The organism is Pantoea sp. X-Soil-TKNS-1280 (assembly GCF_059730475.1).
Genome location: NZ_AP035963.1, coordinates 522,289 through 538,493 on the forward strand (window position 1 = coordinate 522,289; position 16,205 = coordinate 538,493).

The window sequence follows — 16,205 nt, forward strand, 5'->3', positions numbered from 1 at the left end:
AGGGGTGTGAATTTCAGAGATTAGTCATCGGCAGGTTTCAGGCGCTTCAAGGGTGAGGTTATATCAACCCTTACCTCACCCCGCTCCCAGCACTCGGGAGTATGTTTGCGCGTGACTAGCCTCCATGTTTTGCCCGTTGCAACGCATGGCGGAATTGCCTTACGTCATGCGGGAACCAGCAACGGCGCGACAGGGGCACATCTTCGTCTACCGCTTCTGGTAGCGGAAGTCTCTCCAGCGTTCCGCGATTACAAATCGCCCGTGCTAACGTCGCTGGCGGAACCCCCAGATAGCGTGCCATTTCCGGCAACGTCATGACTGAGTTACGCATCATAACCTCCTCTCATCGGTGATTTGATCTCCATGGTTGAGCCATCAGATATAAGTTTTATTGATTTGCGTCAGAATAGAATTTAATTCGGAACAAAAAATAACCAATTCGCGCTTTGAGGTGAGCTCTGTAAAAAATGTCTGACCCGCCGCACAGAATCATCTTCACCTCCTGCCGTGTTGCACCAAAAGTGAACTACGCTGCACAAATGTTGATCTGTTGTTAACTCGCACCGCGTCATTACGCAGGTTTTCTGCGTTCTGCGGCGTTGGCACGCGTTCTGCATTGTTATTCAACTAACAGGATGTCAGCCGATGACAACCCGCTAACACGGAGGCCGCGATGACTGCAAAACCCGAATTGATCGCCCGCATTGAAGCCAGTTTCAGCCAGCAAACGCCCAGCGCCCGGCGCATTGCCAGCTGGCTGCTGACGCACAGCGCGCAGATTCCGTTTGAAACGGCGGACAGCATCGCCCGCGCCACCGGCACAACCGGCATTACCGTGGGCCGCTATCTGCGCAAACTCGGTTATCGCAACCTCGACGATGTGAAAAAAAGCCTGCGCGATCTGCCTGCTATCCCTTATCAGGCCTGGGGCATGAACGAGCGCCTTGACGCCTGGCAGCAGCAAAATCATTTACCGCGTCGTTCGCAACAGTCGCTGGATTTGGAGCTGGATGCCATCCAGCACGTTTATCAACTGGCACAGAGCGAAGTCTTCCAGCGCGTGGTGCAGCAACTCACCCACGCCGATGCGGTGTTTGTTCTCGGCATTCAGTCCACGCGTGGTATCGCCAACGCCTTTTTCAGCCATCTGGAATATTTGCGTCCACGCGTCAGCTACGCCGAGGGGCTGTCTGGCAGCTGGGTGGAATCACTCAACTCTGGTTTTGAACGCCCCTATGTGGTGATTACCGATACGCGTGCCTACTCCGCCATCGCACGCCAATACTGTCGCGTCGCCAGCGAACAACAGGTGGGGCTGGCGTTAATCACCGACATCTGGTGCCCGTGGGCGCGGGACTATCCGCTGGATTTATTGCAGGTGAAAACCGATACCGGACACTTCTGGGATTCGCTGGCCCCGATTTCCTGCCTGTTTAATCTGCTGCTCTCGGGTGTGGTCGATCAGCTGGGCGATGGCCTTGCCACCCGCCTGGCGACCAATCGCCAGTTGCAGCAGGAATTTGGTCAATTTGAACGTTAAGGATTGCTATGTCTGACAATTGTGAACTGGTCGATCTCGCGCAGCATTTTCCAGAGTTGCTGATCGATCTGAAATATGCCACGGACGATAACATCACCGGACGCCCCATCTACCGCGAAGCGCGCTGCCTGCTGCATCCTGATGCCGTTGCCGCGCTGGAAAAAAGCCTCGCCATTGCCGCGCTGGCCGGTCTGCAACTGCGCGTCTATGACGCTTACCGTCCGCGCCAGGCGCAGGCGATGCTGTGGCAAGCCTGCCCCGACCCGCAATATGTCGCCGATCTCACCCTCGGTTCCAATCACAGTCGTGGCGTCGCCATTGACCTCACGCTGATGGACCCACAGGGGCAGATCCTCGATATGGGTGCGGGTTTTGATGAGATGCATGAACGTTCTCATCAGTACCATCCTTCCGTACCGGTCGCCGCACAGCGTAATCGTCTGTTACTCAACGCGATTATGTTTGGCGGCGGCTTTGTTGGCATGAGCAGCGAATGGTGGCATTTCGAACTACCTGATGCGCTGCGTTACCCGCTGCTGGACGATCGTTTTTCCTGTTACGACAACACCTTTCTTTAATGTTAACTGGAGCTTTGCGATGAAGACGACACACCTGTTCCGTTCGCTGTTACGCCCGGCCCTTTTGACCAGCGCGCTGGCACTCACCCTTCCGGCTGCCGTGCAGGCGGCGGTGCCAAAAGATATGCTGGTGATCGGCAAAGCCGCCGATCCGCAAACCCTCGATCCGGCGGTCACCATCGATAATAACGACTGGACCGTCACCTACCCGGCCTATCAGCGTCTGGTGCGCTACAAAACGGTGGATGGCAAAGGGTCTACCGAAGTAGAAGGTGATTTGGCCGCCAGCTGGCAGGCCTCAGCAGACCAGAAAACCTGGACTTTCAAACTCAAAGATAACGCCAAATTTGATGATGGCAGTGCCGTCACCGCCGATGCGGTAAAAGCCTCGTTTGAACGTCTGCTAAAAATCAAACAAGGCCCGGCAGAGGCTTATCCGGCTGACCTGAAAATCGACGTAGTCGATCCACACACGGTGACGTTTACCCTCAGCCAGCCCTTCGCCCCGTTCCTGTATACCCTGGCGAATGATGGTGCCTCGATCATTAACCCGGCGGTGTTGCAAGCGCACCCTGATGATGATGCGCGTGCTTATCTGGCGGAGCATACCGCCGGTTCCGGCCCGTTTATGCTGAAAAGCTGGCAGAAAGGCCAGCAGCTGGTGCTGGTGCCGAACCCGTATTACGCCGGAGCCAAACCGGCGTTTAAACGCGTATCGGTAAAAATTATTGGTGAAAGCGCCTCGCGCCGTCTGCAACTGTCGCGCGGCGATATCGATATCGCCGATTCGCTGCCGGTCGATCAACTCACCGCCCTGAAACAGGAAGGCAAAGTCGAGGTGGCGGAATATCCCTCGCTGCGCGTGACTTACCTTTACCTCAACAACGGTAAGGGGCCGATGAGCCAGGTCGATCTGCGTCGTGCCATCTCCTGGGCAACTGATTATCAGGGCATGGTAAAAGGCATCCTCAGCGGCTACGGCAAACAGATGCGCGGCCCGATTCCCGAAGGGATGTGGGGTTACGATGCCTCCGCCATGCAATACAGCATGGACGAAGCAAAAGCCAAAGCCGCGCTGGACAAAGTACCGCAGAAACCCACCAGCCTGACTTTCCTCTATTCGGATAACGATCCCAACTGGGAGCCGATTGCCCTCTCGACCCAGGCCAGCCTGAGCAAGATTGGCGTCAACGTGAAGTTAGAAAAACTGGCGAACGCCACCCTGCGCGAGCGCGTTGGCAAAGGGGATTACGACATCGCCATCGGTAACTGGAGCCCGGACTTCGCCGACCCCTACATGTTTATGAACTACTGGTTCGAGTCGGATAAGAAAGGCCTGCCGGGCAACCGTTCCTTTTATGAAAACGCCGAAGTGGACAAGCTGATGAAAAGCGCGCTGGCAACCACCGACCAAAAGGCCCGTACCAAAGATTATCAGCAGGCCGAGAAGATCGTCATCGACGAAGCCGCCTACGTTTATTTGTTCCAGAAGAACTACCAGCTGGCGATGAACAAGCAGGTAAAAGGTTATGTCTTTAACCCAATGCTGGAACAGGTGTTCAACATCGCCAGCATGAGTAAGTAAGCAACTCAACGTACGGCGTCGGTCCCGACGCCGTCAGGGAGCGCCGATGACACTCTGGCAAATTTTGCGCCAGCGCTGCTGGGGACTTGTCCTGGTGGTCGCTGGGGTATGCGTGATCACCTTTATTATCTCGCACCTGATACCGGGCGATCCGGCGCGTTTGCTGGCCGGAGACCGCGCCAGTGAAGCGATTGTGCAGCATATCCGCCAGCAACTCGGGCTGGATCAACCGTTATGGGTGCAGTTCGGACGCTATGTGATGGCCTTACTGCATGGCGATCTCGGCACCTCGATCCGCACCGGTCGTCCTGTGCTGGAGGAGATGCGCACCTTTTTCCCCGCCACGCTGGAACTGGCCAGCTGCGCGTTGTTGCTGGCGCTGCTGATTGGCATTCCACTCGGCGTGCTGTCGGCAGTGTATCGTAATCGCTGGCTGGACCATCTGGTCCGTCTGTTGGCGATCACCGGCATCTCCACCCCGGCTTTCTGGCTCGGACTGGGGGTGATTGTGCTGTTCTACGGCCATCTGCAACTGTTACCCGGTGGCGGACGGCTGGATGACTGGCTTGATCCGCCCGCGCGTGTCACCGGCTTTTACACTATCGATGCCCTGTTGGCAGGCGACAGTGAGGTGTTTTTCAATGCGGTGCAGCATCTGATTCTGCCCTCGCTGACGCTGGCCTTTGTTCATCTTGGCATTGTCGCGCGCCAGATTCGTGGCGCGATGCTGGAACAACTCAGCGAAGACTATATCCGTACCGCGCGCGCCAGCGGTTTACCGAACCGGGTGATTATCCTGCGTTATGCATTGCCGAATGCGCTAATCCCCTCAGTCACGGTACTGGGTCTGGCGCTGGGTGACCTGTTATACGGTGCCGTGCTGACCGAAACGGTATTTTCCTGGCCCGGCATGGGCGCGTGGGTGGTCGCCTCCATCCAGGCACTCGATTTCCCGGCAGTGATGGGTTTTGCCGTGGTGGTGTCTTTTGTTTATGTGCTGGTCAATCTGGCGGTGGATCTGCTCTACCTGTGGATCGACCCACGCATCGGTCGTGGAGGTGATGCATGATGATGACGGAAGTTGAACCGCGCGTCCGCAGCAGCAAAGCCTGGCAAGCCCGCCTGAAACGCATCTTCTGGCTGCTACGCCAAAGTCCGCTGACCTTAGTGGGCGGGCTGATTATGCTGCTGATGTTATTGCTGCTGGTGCTGTCGCCGTGGCTGGCACCCTTTGACCCCAACGCGCTGGACCTCACGGCCAGGCTGCAGGCACCCTCCGCGCTGCATTGGTTTGGCACCGACGAAGTGGGCCGCGACCTGTTCAGCCGCGTGCTGGTCGGCAGCCAGCAATCGATGGTGGCGGGATTGATGGTGGTGGTGATTGCCGGAGGGATTGGTTCGCTACTGGGTTGCTTTTCCGGCGTGCTCGGCGGGCGCGGTGATGCGCTGATCATGCGACTGATGGATATCATGTTATCGATTCCCTCGCTGGTACTGACCATGGCGCTGGCTGCCGCCTTAGGCCCGAGCCTGGTGAATGCCATGCTGGCGATAGCCATCGTACGCATCCCGTTTTACGTGCGACTGGCACGCGGACAAACGCTGATCGTGCGCCAGTTTACCTATGTGCAGGCCGCACGCACCTTTGGTGCTTCACGCTGGCATCTGATCAGCTGGCATATCCTGCGCAACGCCTTGCCACCGTTGATCGTACAGGCATCGCTGGATATCGGCAGCGCGATCCTGATGGCAGCAACCCTGGGTTTTATCGGCCTTGGCGCACAGCAACCTACCGCTGAATGGGGGGCGATGGTCGCGGTCGGTCGTAATTACGTGCTGGATCAATGGTGGTACTGCACCTTCCCTGGTGCGGCCATCCTGATCACCGCGGTTGGCTTTAACCTGTTTGGTGACGGCCTGCGCGACCTGCTCGACCCGAAAACGGGAGGACAACACTGATGGTGGCTCCGGTACTGGAAATACGCGATGTGCAGTTAAGCTTCCCGATCTATCAGGGCGAAGTTCACGCACTGAATCATGTTTCTCTCAACGTAGGGCGTGGCGAGATTGTCGGGGTGGTAGGTGAGTCGGGTTCCGGGAAATCGGTCACGGCGATGCTGGCCATGCGCCTGCTGCCAGAGGGGCATTATCGTGTGCCGCAGGGCGAGGTCACGTTGCTCGGGGAGGATGTATTACGCGCCAGCGAGAAACAGCTGCGTCAGTGGCACGGCTCGCGCGTGGCGATGATTTTTCAGGAGCCGATGACGGCACTCAACCCGACCCGGCGCATTGGTCGGCAAATTATTGAGGTGATCCGTCATCACCAGGCACTGACGCGCAAAGCTGCACAAGAAAAAGCCATCAGCCTGCTGGAGGAGATGCAAATCCCCGATGCCGCGCAGGTGATGAAACGTTATCCGTTTGAACTTTCCGGCGGCATGCGTCAGCGCGTGATGATTGCTCTGGCTTTCTCCTGCGACCCGACGCTGATCATCGCCGATGAACCGACCACCGCGCTGGATGTGACGGTGCAGCTTCAGGTGTTGCGCCTGCTGAAGCAGAAAGCGCGTACCAGCGGCACCTCGGTGCTGTTTATCAGCCATGATATGGCGGTGGTGTCGCAGTTATGCGATCGCTTGTATGTGATGTATGCCGGGAGCGTGATTGAGCGCGGGGCGACGCAGGATCTGATTCAGCACCCGGTTCATCCCTATACCCAGGGGTTATTGCAGTGCGCACCGGAACAGCGCGCGCCACGATCAACGCTGCCCGCAATCCCCGGCACCGTACCCAATCTGGCGCATTTACCTGGCGGTTGCGCCTTCCGCGAGCGCTGTTTCGCTGCCGGGCCGCGTTGCGCTGAAATCCCCACGCTGCAACCCTGCGGCAACGCCAGCCAGTTTACCGCCTGCTGGTATCCGCAACAGGAGAACGCTTATGTCTGAGATGCTGCTGGAACTGCGTGATGTCCACGTCAATTTTCCGTTACGCCGTAACTGGCGTGGGCGTGTTACCGAGCAGGCCCATGCGCTAAATGGTCTCGACCTGCAACTGCAACGCGGTGAAACGCTGGGGATTGTCGGTGAATCCGGCTGCGGCAAAAGCACCCTCGCCCAGCTACTGATGGGGATGCTGCAACCCCAGCAGGGCCAGTGTCAGCGCACAGCACAGGCAACCGGTTCAATGCAGATGGTGTTTCAGGATCCGTTATCGTCGCTGGACCCGCGCCTGCCGGTGTGGCGCATTATCACTGAACCGGTCTGGATTCAGCGGCGTATGAAGGAGTCAGCCCGGCGGCAGCTGGCGGCAGAACTGGCGCAGCTGGTGGGGATTCGCGTGGAATATCTTGATCGCCTGCCACACGCTTTTTCGGGTGGACAACGTCAGCGTATCGCCATCGCCCGAGCCCTCTCCTCCAGCCCGGATATTATCGTGCTGGATGAACCGACATCGGCGCTGGATATTTCGGTACAGGCCCAGATCCTCAATCTGCTGGTCACGCTGCAACAACAACGCAACCTGACTTATGTGCTGATCTCACACAATGTGTCGGTGGTGCGGCATATGAGCGATCGCGTGGCCGTGATGTATCTCGGGCAAATTGTCGAGCTGGGGAAAGCAGAACAGGTGCTATCCGAGCCACAACATCCTTATACCCAGTTGCTGCTGGCTTCGGTGCCCAACATTCATGAACCCCTCGCGGAGCATATTGCGTTACGCAAAACCGACCTGCCCGGCAACCGTATCCTGCCTGCGGGGTGCTATTTTCGCGATCGCTGCCCACAGGCGAAGGAAGCCTGTGGGCAACCGCAGACGCTGCGGGTGATCGAGGGGGAACGATCGGTGCGTTGCTGGCAGGTTACGGGTTCAGATTAACAATCCGCCCTTCACGCGCGCTGACAAACGCCGCATCCAGCACTTCCAGCACGCTAATCGCCTGATCCGTCGTCACCGGCGGCGCACTGCCGTTTTGCACCGCCGCCGCAAACGCGGCGTAATAATCATGATATGCCCCCTGCGCCGACGGGATCTTCTCAGCACCCGCCGCGGTATGCAGCGTGCCCCAGTGCTCCGGGGGTTCGAATCCCCAGCCAGCCAGATCGTCCAGCGGACGCTTACCGGCATAGATCTCACGCGCCTGCACATCTGAACCCTGGGCAACATAACTGCCTAAGGCACCGTATAAACGTAGCTCACGCATCGACAGATAATTGATTTTACTGGAGGAAATATAAGAATGCGCGCCGCTGCTATGGGTTAACGTCAGCACAAAGCTGGCATCCGTCGGCCCTTCGGGGCGATCGACGATATCCAGATGCGCCAGCACCGAGGTCACCGGCCCCATCAGCCACATTGCCTGGTCCACCAGATGGCTGCCCATATCGCGCAGCAATCCACCCGTTTCCCCGCCTTCCAGCGTGTGTGGTTCGTCGAGATCCATACGATTATGCAAGCGCCATAACTTGCCAACCTTTTGTTGTTCAATCAGCTGGCGCAGCGTCTGCATATCCGCATCAAAACGACGGTTGTGATAGACACCGAGCACCACGCCGCGCGCGCGCGCCGCAGCGGCCAATTCGCGTCCGGTCTTCGCGTCCGGGGCAAAGGGCTTATCGGCAATCACTGCCACACCCGCGGCAATCGCTTCCAGCACCAGTTCACGCCGCGTTTGCGGTGGTGTCGTGATGGTGACGATATCCACCCCCGCAGCCAGCAACGCCGTCAGGCTGGGGTAAATGGGGACATCCGGGAAATCAGCCCTGACTTTAGCGATGGTGGCAGGGGCGCGCGCCACTATACCTGCCAGTTCCAATCCTTTAGCTGCTGAAATAAATGGTGCATGGAAATTCTGTCCACCGGTGCCGTAACCCACTAATCCGACTCTCATATCCCCTCCGTGAAACAGGTTAAGTTGTTGATGATGCATTACTGGCAACGGTAGCAAATATGCACCAGCAAACAACACAAAAATTTCATAAATGAGATATTCGGAACATTATTACTGAGCAGCCGGAAAGTAATGCACCGGTGTCGGGAAGTCCGCCGCCGTTTTTCCCAGCAAGCGCTGCGGGCGGAAATCCGTTAATAAAGCACTGGGGCTATCGCTGCTTAACTCCTCTGCCACCAGGCGGCCAATCAGTGGCGACAACGTCATCCCGCTGTGCATCACCGCCAGGTACACCCGCTGATGCGGGGTGACAAATCCCAGCGCCGGTAAGCCATCGGCCGGACGTGCACGCTGTCCCACCACAATCTGCTCGATTTGTAGCGAACCGGCGTCATCAAACAATTCGCGGTAGCGCGCCTGCATCTGACGGGCAATATCGCTATCGGTCGCGGGAGGCGCGGCGGGATCGGCCAGGTCATCCAGATCCAGTGCCTGTAACAGCAAACGTCCGCCACCGTCCGGACGAACATTTAACTGCGGTGAAATCAGGTTGGTGCCCAGCGATAACGGCTGCGGCGCAGTACGCGCGAGGAAGCTACAGCCGATTTTATTGGGCTGGCTGGCATCCGTCAGCGCCAGTTGCAGGCCGAGATGTGTCAGAAATTCAGCGGACCAGCGCCCGGTCGCTACCACCAGCCGATCGCCATGCCAGTGCTCACCATTATCCAGCTGTAAGCTGACCTGACTGGCGCTCTCCTGCACATCCGTCACCTGGCAATGCTGGTGTAAGATCGCACCGGCGGCACGGGCATCCGCCCATAACCGGGCCAGATAAAGCGCGGGATAAAGGAGTGATTCAGCAGGGAAATGCCACAGGCTGCCGCTGACCGCCGTACTGCGCAGTTCCGGGATTGCGCGCTGCAATTCACTCAGCGTGACTTCCCGAGCCGGGTAGCCCATGGATTGCAGCCGTGCGGCACGCTGCTGGAGTTCGGTCTGACCGGCCTCCGAGGCCCACTCCCAGGTGCCACAGGTTTCCAGCCAGCGCAAAGCAGAAGGATGCGACAGCTGCAATTTAACGTGTTCTTCCATCGACAACACATTGAGCTGGTGATAACTCTCCGGCTGTTTGCCATTGGAGTTCAGCCAGGCAAATGAGGTGCTGCTGGTGCCTGCGCCAATATGCTGCTGCTCGAAAATGGTCACCTGCGCGCCCTGCAAAGCCAGCGCACGCGCCACCGCCATGCCGATGACGCCGCCACCCATTACTGCAATTTTTTGTGCTGTCATATCTGGCTCCCTGAAAAAAAATCAACCATATCATAATCAATCGCTGCCAGCGGAAAGGAAATTTCCGCCAGCCTCATTGATGGAAAAGATATAAGTTTTTCTTCTGAAGTCAGATAATAATATTATACCGGAGTGACAATTTTTCCGGTGGCGAAATAAGACAACAAATTCTCCAGCACATTATTTGCCATTTGTTCCCGTGTTTCATACGTGGCACTGGCAATATGCGGCATTAATATCACATTCTCCAGCGCACAAAGTGCCGGGTTAATAACTGGCTCCTGCGGATAAACATCCAGTGCCGCGCCTTTAATTATTCCCTGCTGCAACGCCGTAATCAGATCGGCTTCATTCACCACATTGCCACGCGCCACATTGATCAGCACACCCTCAGCGCCAAGTGCTTTCAGCACCGTTTTATCGACGATATGCTGATTCTCCGCACTGCCCGGCAAGGCCAGCACCAGAAAGTCACTGAATGCCGCCAGTTGTTCAATATTGTCACAACGGCGATAGTTCACCGCTTTGGCACTGCGGGCGGTGTAAGCCACCTCCATGCCAAAGGCTTCTGCACGGCGGGCGATGGCCAGACCAATCGCGCCAAGCCCGGCAATGCCTAACTTTTTACCACTGACTTTGCTGGAAAGCGCCGGAGCCTGCACTTCCCACTGCCCGGAGCGGGCAAACTGATCGTAATGCAGCAATTTACGCGAAAAGGCCAGCGTCAGCCCCAGCGCCAGATCCGCCACATCTTCAGTCAGAATATCTTTGGTGATACTCACCTGAATCTGGCGGGATGCGGCATTGGCGAGATCGATACGATCGGTACCAACACCAAAAACGGCAATCGCTTTACAGGCCGGTAATTGCGCCACAATCGCATTTTCCACCCCAACATCACCCCGGGTGACAATTGCCTCGATTGATTGTCCCTGACGCTGCAAAAATAACGCCGGGTCTGCCTGTTCATATAAACGATGGCAGTGAAAATGTTGCGTCAGCTTTTCATCCAGCTGCGGCATCAACGGCTGAATAATAAGGATTTCAGGTTGTGTAGTTGGCATTTTTCTTTCCGCGATAAAAATGGGTTGATCCTCAGACTAACGGATTAACGTTATGTTACGGCGAGTGGTTACGTATTTCGTCGCAGCGATCACGTTAGCCAATGTGCTATTTGGGGCCAGCCATAATCAGAGTCTCTATACAAATCGCTTCGCTTATCTGGCGAACTCTCCCTGTGCGGTCTACGGTTAAAAAAACCACAAAGACTTAACAACCTTTGGAACATGCTATGACCGCCCGTGTCGATACCCTTGCCAACTCGTACAGCGAATTGCACCGCCTGCAACAGCGGTTGCAGTCACACCTTGAGCAGCTGCTGCCCGGCGGACAGCAGACTGATCGGGTACGGGCAGCCATGCGGGCAGGCACGCTCGCTCCCGGTAAACGTATTCGTCCCCTGCTGCTGTTGCTGGCTGCGCATGATATGGGTTGTGATACGCAACAACCCGGCCTGCTGGATCTGGCTTGCGCAGTGGAGATGGTACATGCCGCCTCGTTGATCCTTGATGACATCCCCTCAATGGATAATGCCCAGATGCGTCGGGGCCGCCCCACCGTGCACCGCGAATTTGGCGAGAATGTGGCGATCCTCGCAGCGGTAGCCTTACTCAGTCGCGCTTTCGAAGTGATCGCACTGGCACCCGGCCTGGCAGCAAAACATAAATCCGCCGCCATTGCCGAACTCTCCTCGGCAGTCGGTTTGCAGGGACTGGTGCAGGGGCAATTTCAGGATTTGCATGATGGAGCACACACACGCAGCACCGCAGACATCGAACTCACCAATGAGCTCAAAACCAGCGTGTTATTTCGCGCCACGCTGCAAATGGCGGCAATCGCCGCCAACGCTTCGCCATCGGTGCGACTCAAGTTAAGTTTCTTTGCGCAGGATTTAGGTCAGGCCTTTCAGTTGCTTGACGATCTCGCCGATGGCAGTCAGCACACCGGGAAAGATCGCCACCAGGACCAGGGTAAATCCACACTGGTAGCGATGCTGGGCGCAGAAGGTGCCGAGCGCCGCTTACGTGACCATTTGCGCAGCGCCGATGCCCACCTGGCCTGTGCCTGTCATCGCGGTATGGCCACCCGCCAGTATATGCACGCCCTGTTTAATCAACAGCTGGCGAGGTTCAACTGACCAGCCGCTATGAAGTCATTCTGGTGGGTGCCGGGCTGGCAAATGGGTTGATCGCCCTGCGGTTGCATCAGCAACATCCCACGCTGAAATGTCTGCTACTGGAGAGCCAGCCGCAGGCGGGCGGCAACCATACCTGGTCGTTTCATCAGGACGATTTACAGGCTGACCAGCATCGCTGGATCGCGCCACTCATCACCTCACGTTGGTCGGGTTATCAGGTGCGTTTCCCGGCGTTGCAGCGCAACCTGCCCGGTGATTATTTCTCTATCTCTTCAGCCACCTTTGCCCGCCAGCTGCGCGCCACATTCGGCGATAATTTATGCACCGGCTGTGCCGTGCAACAGATTACCCCCAACAGCGTCACTCTGGCGGATGGCCGTCAGTGGCAGGCTCCGGTGGTGATTGACGGCCGTGGCGTGCAATATTCCCCGCATCTGTCCCTCGGCTATCAGGTTTTTATTGGTCAGGAATGGCAGCTGGCGCAGCCGCATGGGCTGACGCAACCGATATTGATGGATGCCACGGTGCCACAGCATCAGGGTTATCGGTTTGTCTACACCCTGCCACTCAACAGCGACCGGCTGTTGATTGAGGATACCCACTATATCGACACCCCCCTGCTGGCGCAGGAAGTGGCCCGGCAGAATATCGCCGATTATGCCCGGCAGCAGCGCTGGCACCTGAGCTTGCTGATACGCGAAGAACGTGGCGCTTTGCCCATCACCCTGAGCGGTGATATTGATGCTTTCTGGCAACAGCAGCGTGGACAACCCTGCAGCGGCCTGCGCGCCGGATTATTCCACGCCACTACCGGCTATTCATTACCCACGGCGGTAATACTGGCGGAACATATTTCCAGCCTGCTGCCCACCGATGCCGCGACACTCAGCCAGCATATCGAAACCTTTGCCCGGCGACAGTGGCGTCAACAACGCTTTTTCCGCCTGCTGAATCGCATGCTGTTTCTTGCTGGTCAGCCCGATCAGCGCTGGCGTGTGATGCAGCGTTTTTACCAGCTGAATGCCGGATTAATTGGCCGATTTTATGCCGGACAGCTGACCCTCACCGATAAGGCAGGCATTATTTGCGGTAAACCACCGGTCCCACCCGGTGCCGCGCTACGCGCGCTGCTGACGACACAACCGCAGACAGGGAAGAAACCATGAAACGCACTTACGTGGTGGGCGCAGGCTTTGGCGGCCTGGCGCTGGCGATTCGTTTACAGGCAGCTGGCATCCCGACCACGGTGCTGGAGCAGCGTGATAAGCCCGGTGGACGTGCCTATGTCTGGCACGATCAGGGATTTACTTTCGATGCCGGGCCCACGGTGATTACCGATCCCACCGCAATCGAGGCGCTGTTCACGCTGGCGGGCAAATCCATGCGTGATTATGTCGAGCTATTGCCGGTGACCCCCTTTTATCGTCTGTGCTGGGAAGATGGCCGCACGCTGGATTACGACAACAACCAGTCACGGCTGGAACAGCAGATTGCCACCTTTAACCCGCAGGATGTGGCCGGATATCGTCAGTTCCTTGCTTATTCACGCGATGTGTTTAATGAGGGTTATCTGAAACTCGGCACCGTACCCTTTTTATCGCTGCGCGCTATGCTGCGTGCCGCGCCGCAGCTTGGTCGTTTGCAGGCGTGGCGCAGTGTTTACAGCATGGTGGCGCAGTTTGTGCAGGATGATCATTTGCGTCAGGCCTTTTCTTTTCACTCGCTTCTGGTGGGCGGTAATCCGTTTGCCACATCGTCGATTTATACCTTAATCCATGCGCTGGAGCGTGAATGGGGTGTATGGTTTCCGCGTGGTGGCACCGGCGCGCTGATCAACGGCATGGTGAAGTTATTTCAGGACCTTGGTGGCGAGCTGCTGCTGAATGCCCAGGTGTGCAGGCTTGAGACTGAGGGTGACCGGATTAATGGCGTACAGCTGGTTGATGGACGACATTTTGCCACTGCCGCAGTGGCTTCAAACGCCGATGTGGTCCATACCTATGCCAGCCTGCTGGCGCATCATCCCGCAGCGGCAAAACGCGCGGCGGCGCTGAAACGTAAACGTATGAGTAACTCGCTGTTTGTGCTGTATTTTGGTCTGAATCAGCCTCATCCGCAGCTGGCACATCACACCGTGTGTTTCGGCCCACGCTATCGCGGATTGATTGATGATATTTTTCACAGCAACCAGCTTTCACAGGATTTTTCGCTGTATCTGCATGCCCCCTGCTCCAGCGATCCGCGCCTCGCGCCACCGGGTTGCGGCAGTTTTTATGTACTTGCTCCCGTGCCTCATTTGGGCACAGCGGATATTGACTGGCAACAGGAAGGCCCACGTTTGCGCGATCGTATCTTTGCTTATCTGGAGCAGCACCAGATGCCGGGCTTGCGTTCTCAGCTGGTCACCGAACGCATGTTCACACCTGTTGATTTTCGCGACACGCTGCACGCCCATCAGGGGTCGGCGTTTTCGCTGGAGCCGATCCTGACGCAGAGCGCCTGGTTTCGGCCACACAATCGCGATGCCGCGATTCACAATTTATATCTGGTTGGCGCAGGCACACATCCCGGTGCCGGAGTTCCTGGGGTGATTGCTTCGGCCAAAGCCACTGCGCAACTGATGCTGGAGGATCTTGCCGGATGAGTATGCCGTTAATGGCGCACGCCACCCACACCATGGCTGCTGGCTCAAAAAGCTTCGCGACTGCCGCCAAATTGTTCGATGCCTCAACGCGCCGCAGCACGCTGATGCTGTATGCCTGGTGTCGTCATTGCGATGACGTTATTGATGGTCAGACGCTGGGAGCGCCTGGATCACAGCATGCTATCGATGATGCGCTGGCACGCATGGCGCATCTGCAACTGGAAACGCGCCGGGCCTACAGCGGTGCCAGCATGGCAGAACCGGCGTTTGCCGCCTTTCAGGAGGTCGCACTGATGCACCGGATCCCAGCGCAACTGGCCTTTGATCACCTCGAAGGTTTTGCGATGGACGCACGTCACCAGCGCTACCTGAGCTTCGACGACACCCTGCGTTACTGCTATCACGTCGCGGGAGTGGTGGGTTTAATGATGGCGCAGGTCATGGGCGTGCGTGATGAAAAGGTATTGGATCACGCCTGTGATTTAGGGCTGGCTTTCCAGCTGACCAATATCGCACGCGATATCGTCGAGGATGCACGCAATGGCCGCTGTTATCTGCCCGAGGAGTGGCTGCAACCGCTGGGTTTGCGCAGCGATAATCTGGCCGATATGCAACATCGTGCGGCGATTGCCACACTCGCCGCGCGCCTGGTGACGGAAGCAGAACCTTATTATCAGTCAGCGCACGCCGGGTTAGCGGGGTTACCGCTGCGTTCAGCCTGGGCGATCGCCACTGCTCACGGCGTGTATCGTGAAATTGGCATGAAAGTGTTGCAGGCCGGCGCGCAGGCGTGGGATTCGCGCCAGCATACCAGTAATGGGGAGAAACTGGCGTTACTGCTCAGGGGGGCCGGGCTGGCAATTCGATCGCGGCTGGTTTCGCCTGAGGCCCGCCCGGCGGGGCTATGGCAACGACCATGACAATAACAGCAGCGTTGCAATCATTTGAAGTGGTTTTTTCGTCCCTGTCGCTGACGCAGCGCTGCCTGTAGCTTAGGTAACGGCGGCGCATATAAAAAGCCGAACGAAACACACCCTTCGCGTCCACGCACCGCATGATGCATACGGTGCGCCATATACAGGCGTTTGAGATAGCCGCGGCGCGGAATATAGCGGAACGGCCAACGTTGATGAACCAGACCATCATGCACCATAAAATACAGCGCACCGTATACCGTCATACCTGCTCCAATCCACTGCATCGGCCATAGCCCTTGCACGCCAGCCAGGATCAGCACTATCGCCAGCAGGGCAAAGGCCAGTGCATAAAGATCGTTGAGTTCAAATTTGTTGTCGTGTGGCTCATGATGCGACAAATGCCAGCCCCATCCCCAGCCGTGCATGATGTATTTATGTGCCAGCGCGGCAACCACCTCCATCAACACCACGGTGGAAAGCAGGATTAGCGTATTCAATAACCAGAGCATCATCCGTCCTTCTTTGTTAACGGGTCAGTATCCTTACTCAAAATAGCCCAGATTTCT

At 57.1% G+C, this 16,205-nt stretch carries 16 protein-coding genes; 11 read left to right on the plus strand and 5 right to left on the minus strand.

Annotation, left to right across the window (positions count from 1 at the left end; genetic code table 11):
• Positions 1–115: 115 nt before the first annotated feature.
• Entirely contained in the window at positions 116–334 is a 219-nt protein-coding gene (locus AC6I8X_RS22375; protein WP_409521751.1) for a hypothetical protein, read from the minus strand.
• A 339-nt stretch (positions 335–673) separates the two neighbouring features.
• Here AC6I8X_RS22375 and AC6I8X_RS22380 point away from each other — a divergent pair, with 339 nt between their 5' ends.
• Genes AC6I8X_RS22380 through AC6I8X_RS22410 form a run of 7 tightly spaced genes read left to right on the plus strand, consistent with a single transcriptional unit; the run spans position 674 to position 7,579 of the window.
• A complete protein-coding gene (locus AC6I8X_RS22380) occupies positions 674–1,540 on the plus strand; it encodes a MurR/RpiR family transcriptional regulator (protein ID WP_299450641.1) in 867 nt (288 codons plus the stop codon).
• A gap of 8 nt (positions 1,541–1,548) precedes the next feature.
• Positions 1,549–2,118 (plus strand): D-alanyl-D-alanine dipeptidase, encoded by a 570-nt coding sequence (gene ddpX, locus AC6I8X_RS22385; protein ID WP_299450639.1) that lies wholly within the window; start codon positions 1,549–1,551, stop codon positions 2,116–2,118.
• Between the two features lie 19 nt (positions 2,119–2,137).
• Positions 2,138–3,703 (plus strand): ABC transporter substrate-binding protein, encoded by a 1,566-nt coding sequence (locus AC6I8X_RS22390; RefSeq protein WP_497841159.1) that lies wholly within the window; start codon positions 2,138–2,140, stop codon positions 3,701–3,703.
• A 46-nt stretch (positions 3,704–3,749) separates the two neighbouring features.
• Positions 3,750–4,772 (plus strand): ABC transporter permease, encoded by a 1,023-nt coding sequence (locus AC6I8X_RS22395; protein WP_313682836.1) that lies wholly within the window; start codon positions 3,750–3,752, stop codon positions 4,770–4,772.
• Complete coding sequence (ddpC, locus tag AC6I8X_RS22400) at positions 4,769–5,662, plus strand: D,D-dipeptide ABC transporter permease (protein WP_497841160.1); 894 nt, start codon at positions 4,769–4,771, stop codon at positions 5,660–5,662. Before AC6I8X_RS22395 ends, ddpC begins: the two co-directional genes overlap by 4 nt.
• The gene (locus AC6I8X_RS22405; protein WP_497841161.1) at positions 5,662–6,648 is read left to right on the plus strand and encodes an ABC transporter ATP-binding protein; all 987 of its coding nucleotides are present in this window, start codon (positions 5,662–5,664) and stop codon (positions 6,646–6,648) included. The genes ddpC and AC6I8X_RS22405 overlap by 1 nt, the downstream gene beginning before the upstream one ends.
• On the plus strand, positions 6,641–7,579 hold the full coding sequence (locus AC6I8X_RS22410) for an oligopeptide/dipeptide ABC transporter ATP-binding protein (RefSeq protein WP_313682840.1): 939 nt from the start codon (positions 6,641–6,643) through the stop codon (positions 7,577–7,579). Before AC6I8X_RS22405 ends, AC6I8X_RS22410 begins: the two co-directional genes overlap by 8 nt.
• Here the strand turns inward: AC6I8X_RS22410 and AC6I8X_RS22415 are convergent.
• The 3 genes from AC6I8X_RS22415 to AC6I8X_RS22425 form a co-directional block, all read right to left on the minus strand.
• On the minus strand, positions 7,563–8,591 hold the full coding sequence (locus AC6I8X_RS22415) for a Gfo/Idh/MocA family protein (protein ID WP_313682842.1): 1,029 nt from the start codon (positions 8,589–8,591) through the stop codon (positions 7,563–7,565). The two genes, AC6I8X_RS22410 and AC6I8X_RS22415, sit on opposite strands and share 17 nt — an antisense overlap.
• Positions 8,592–8,702: 111 nt before the next feature.
• On the minus strand, positions 8,703–9,881 hold the full coding sequence (locus AC6I8X_RS22420; protein WP_497841162.1) for an NAD(P)/FAD-dependent oxidoreductase: 1,179 nt from the start codon (positions 9,879–9,881) through the stop codon (positions 8,703–8,705).
• A gap of 122 nt (positions 9,882–10,003) precedes the next feature.
• Positions 10,004–10,945: a 2-hydroxyacid dehydrogenase gene (locus AC6I8X_RS22425; protein WP_497841163.1), complete on the minus strand. Its 942-nt coding sequence runs from the start codon at positions 10,943–10,945 to the stop codon at positions 10,004–10,006.
• A gap of 227 nt (positions 10,946–11,172) precedes the next feature.
• On the opposite strand from AC6I8X_RS22425, the gene AC6I8X_RS22430 reads away from it, so the two are divergent.
• Genes AC6I8X_RS22430 through crtB form a run of 4 tightly spaced genes read left to right on the plus strand, consistent with a single transcriptional unit; the run spans position 11,173 to position 15,642 of the window.
• On the plus strand, positions 11,173–12,078 hold the full coding sequence (locus AC6I8X_RS22430) for a polyprenyl synthetase family protein (protein WP_313682851.1): 906 nt from the start codon (positions 11,173–11,175) through the stop codon (positions 12,076–12,078).
• Positions 12,075–13,244, plus strand: a complete 1,170-nt coding sequence (gene crtY / locus AC6I8X_RS22435) for a lycopene beta-cyclase CrtY (protein WP_497841413.1) — start codon at positions 12,075–12,077, stop codon at positions 13,242–13,244. The genes AC6I8X_RS22430 and crtY overlap by 4 nt, the downstream gene beginning before the upstream one ends.
• On the plus strand, positions 13,241–14,722 hold the full coding sequence (locus AC6I8X_RS22440) for a phytoene desaturase (protein WP_497841164.1): 1,482 nt from the start codon (positions 13,241–13,243) through the stop codon (positions 14,720–14,722). The genes crtY and AC6I8X_RS22440 overlap by 4 nt, the downstream gene beginning before the upstream one ends.
• Positions 14,719–15,642 carry a 15-cis-phytoene synthase CrtB gene (gene crtB / locus AC6I8X_RS22445; protein ID WP_497841165.1) on the plus strand — a complete coding sequence of 308 codons (924 nt, stop codon included), beginning with the start codon at positions 14,719–14,721 and terminating at the stop codon, positions 15,640–15,642. Before AC6I8X_RS22440 ends, crtB begins: the two co-directional genes overlap by 4 nt.
• Positions 15,643–15,662: 20 nt before the next feature.
• On the opposite strand, the gene AC6I8X_RS22450 is transcribed toward crtB, so the two are convergent.
• Entirely contained in the window at positions 15,663–16,148 is a 486-nt protein-coding gene (locus AC6I8X_RS22450) for a sterol desaturase family protein (protein ID WP_497841414.1), read from the minus strand.
• Between the last annotated feature and the right edge of the window lie 57 nt (positions 16,149–16,205).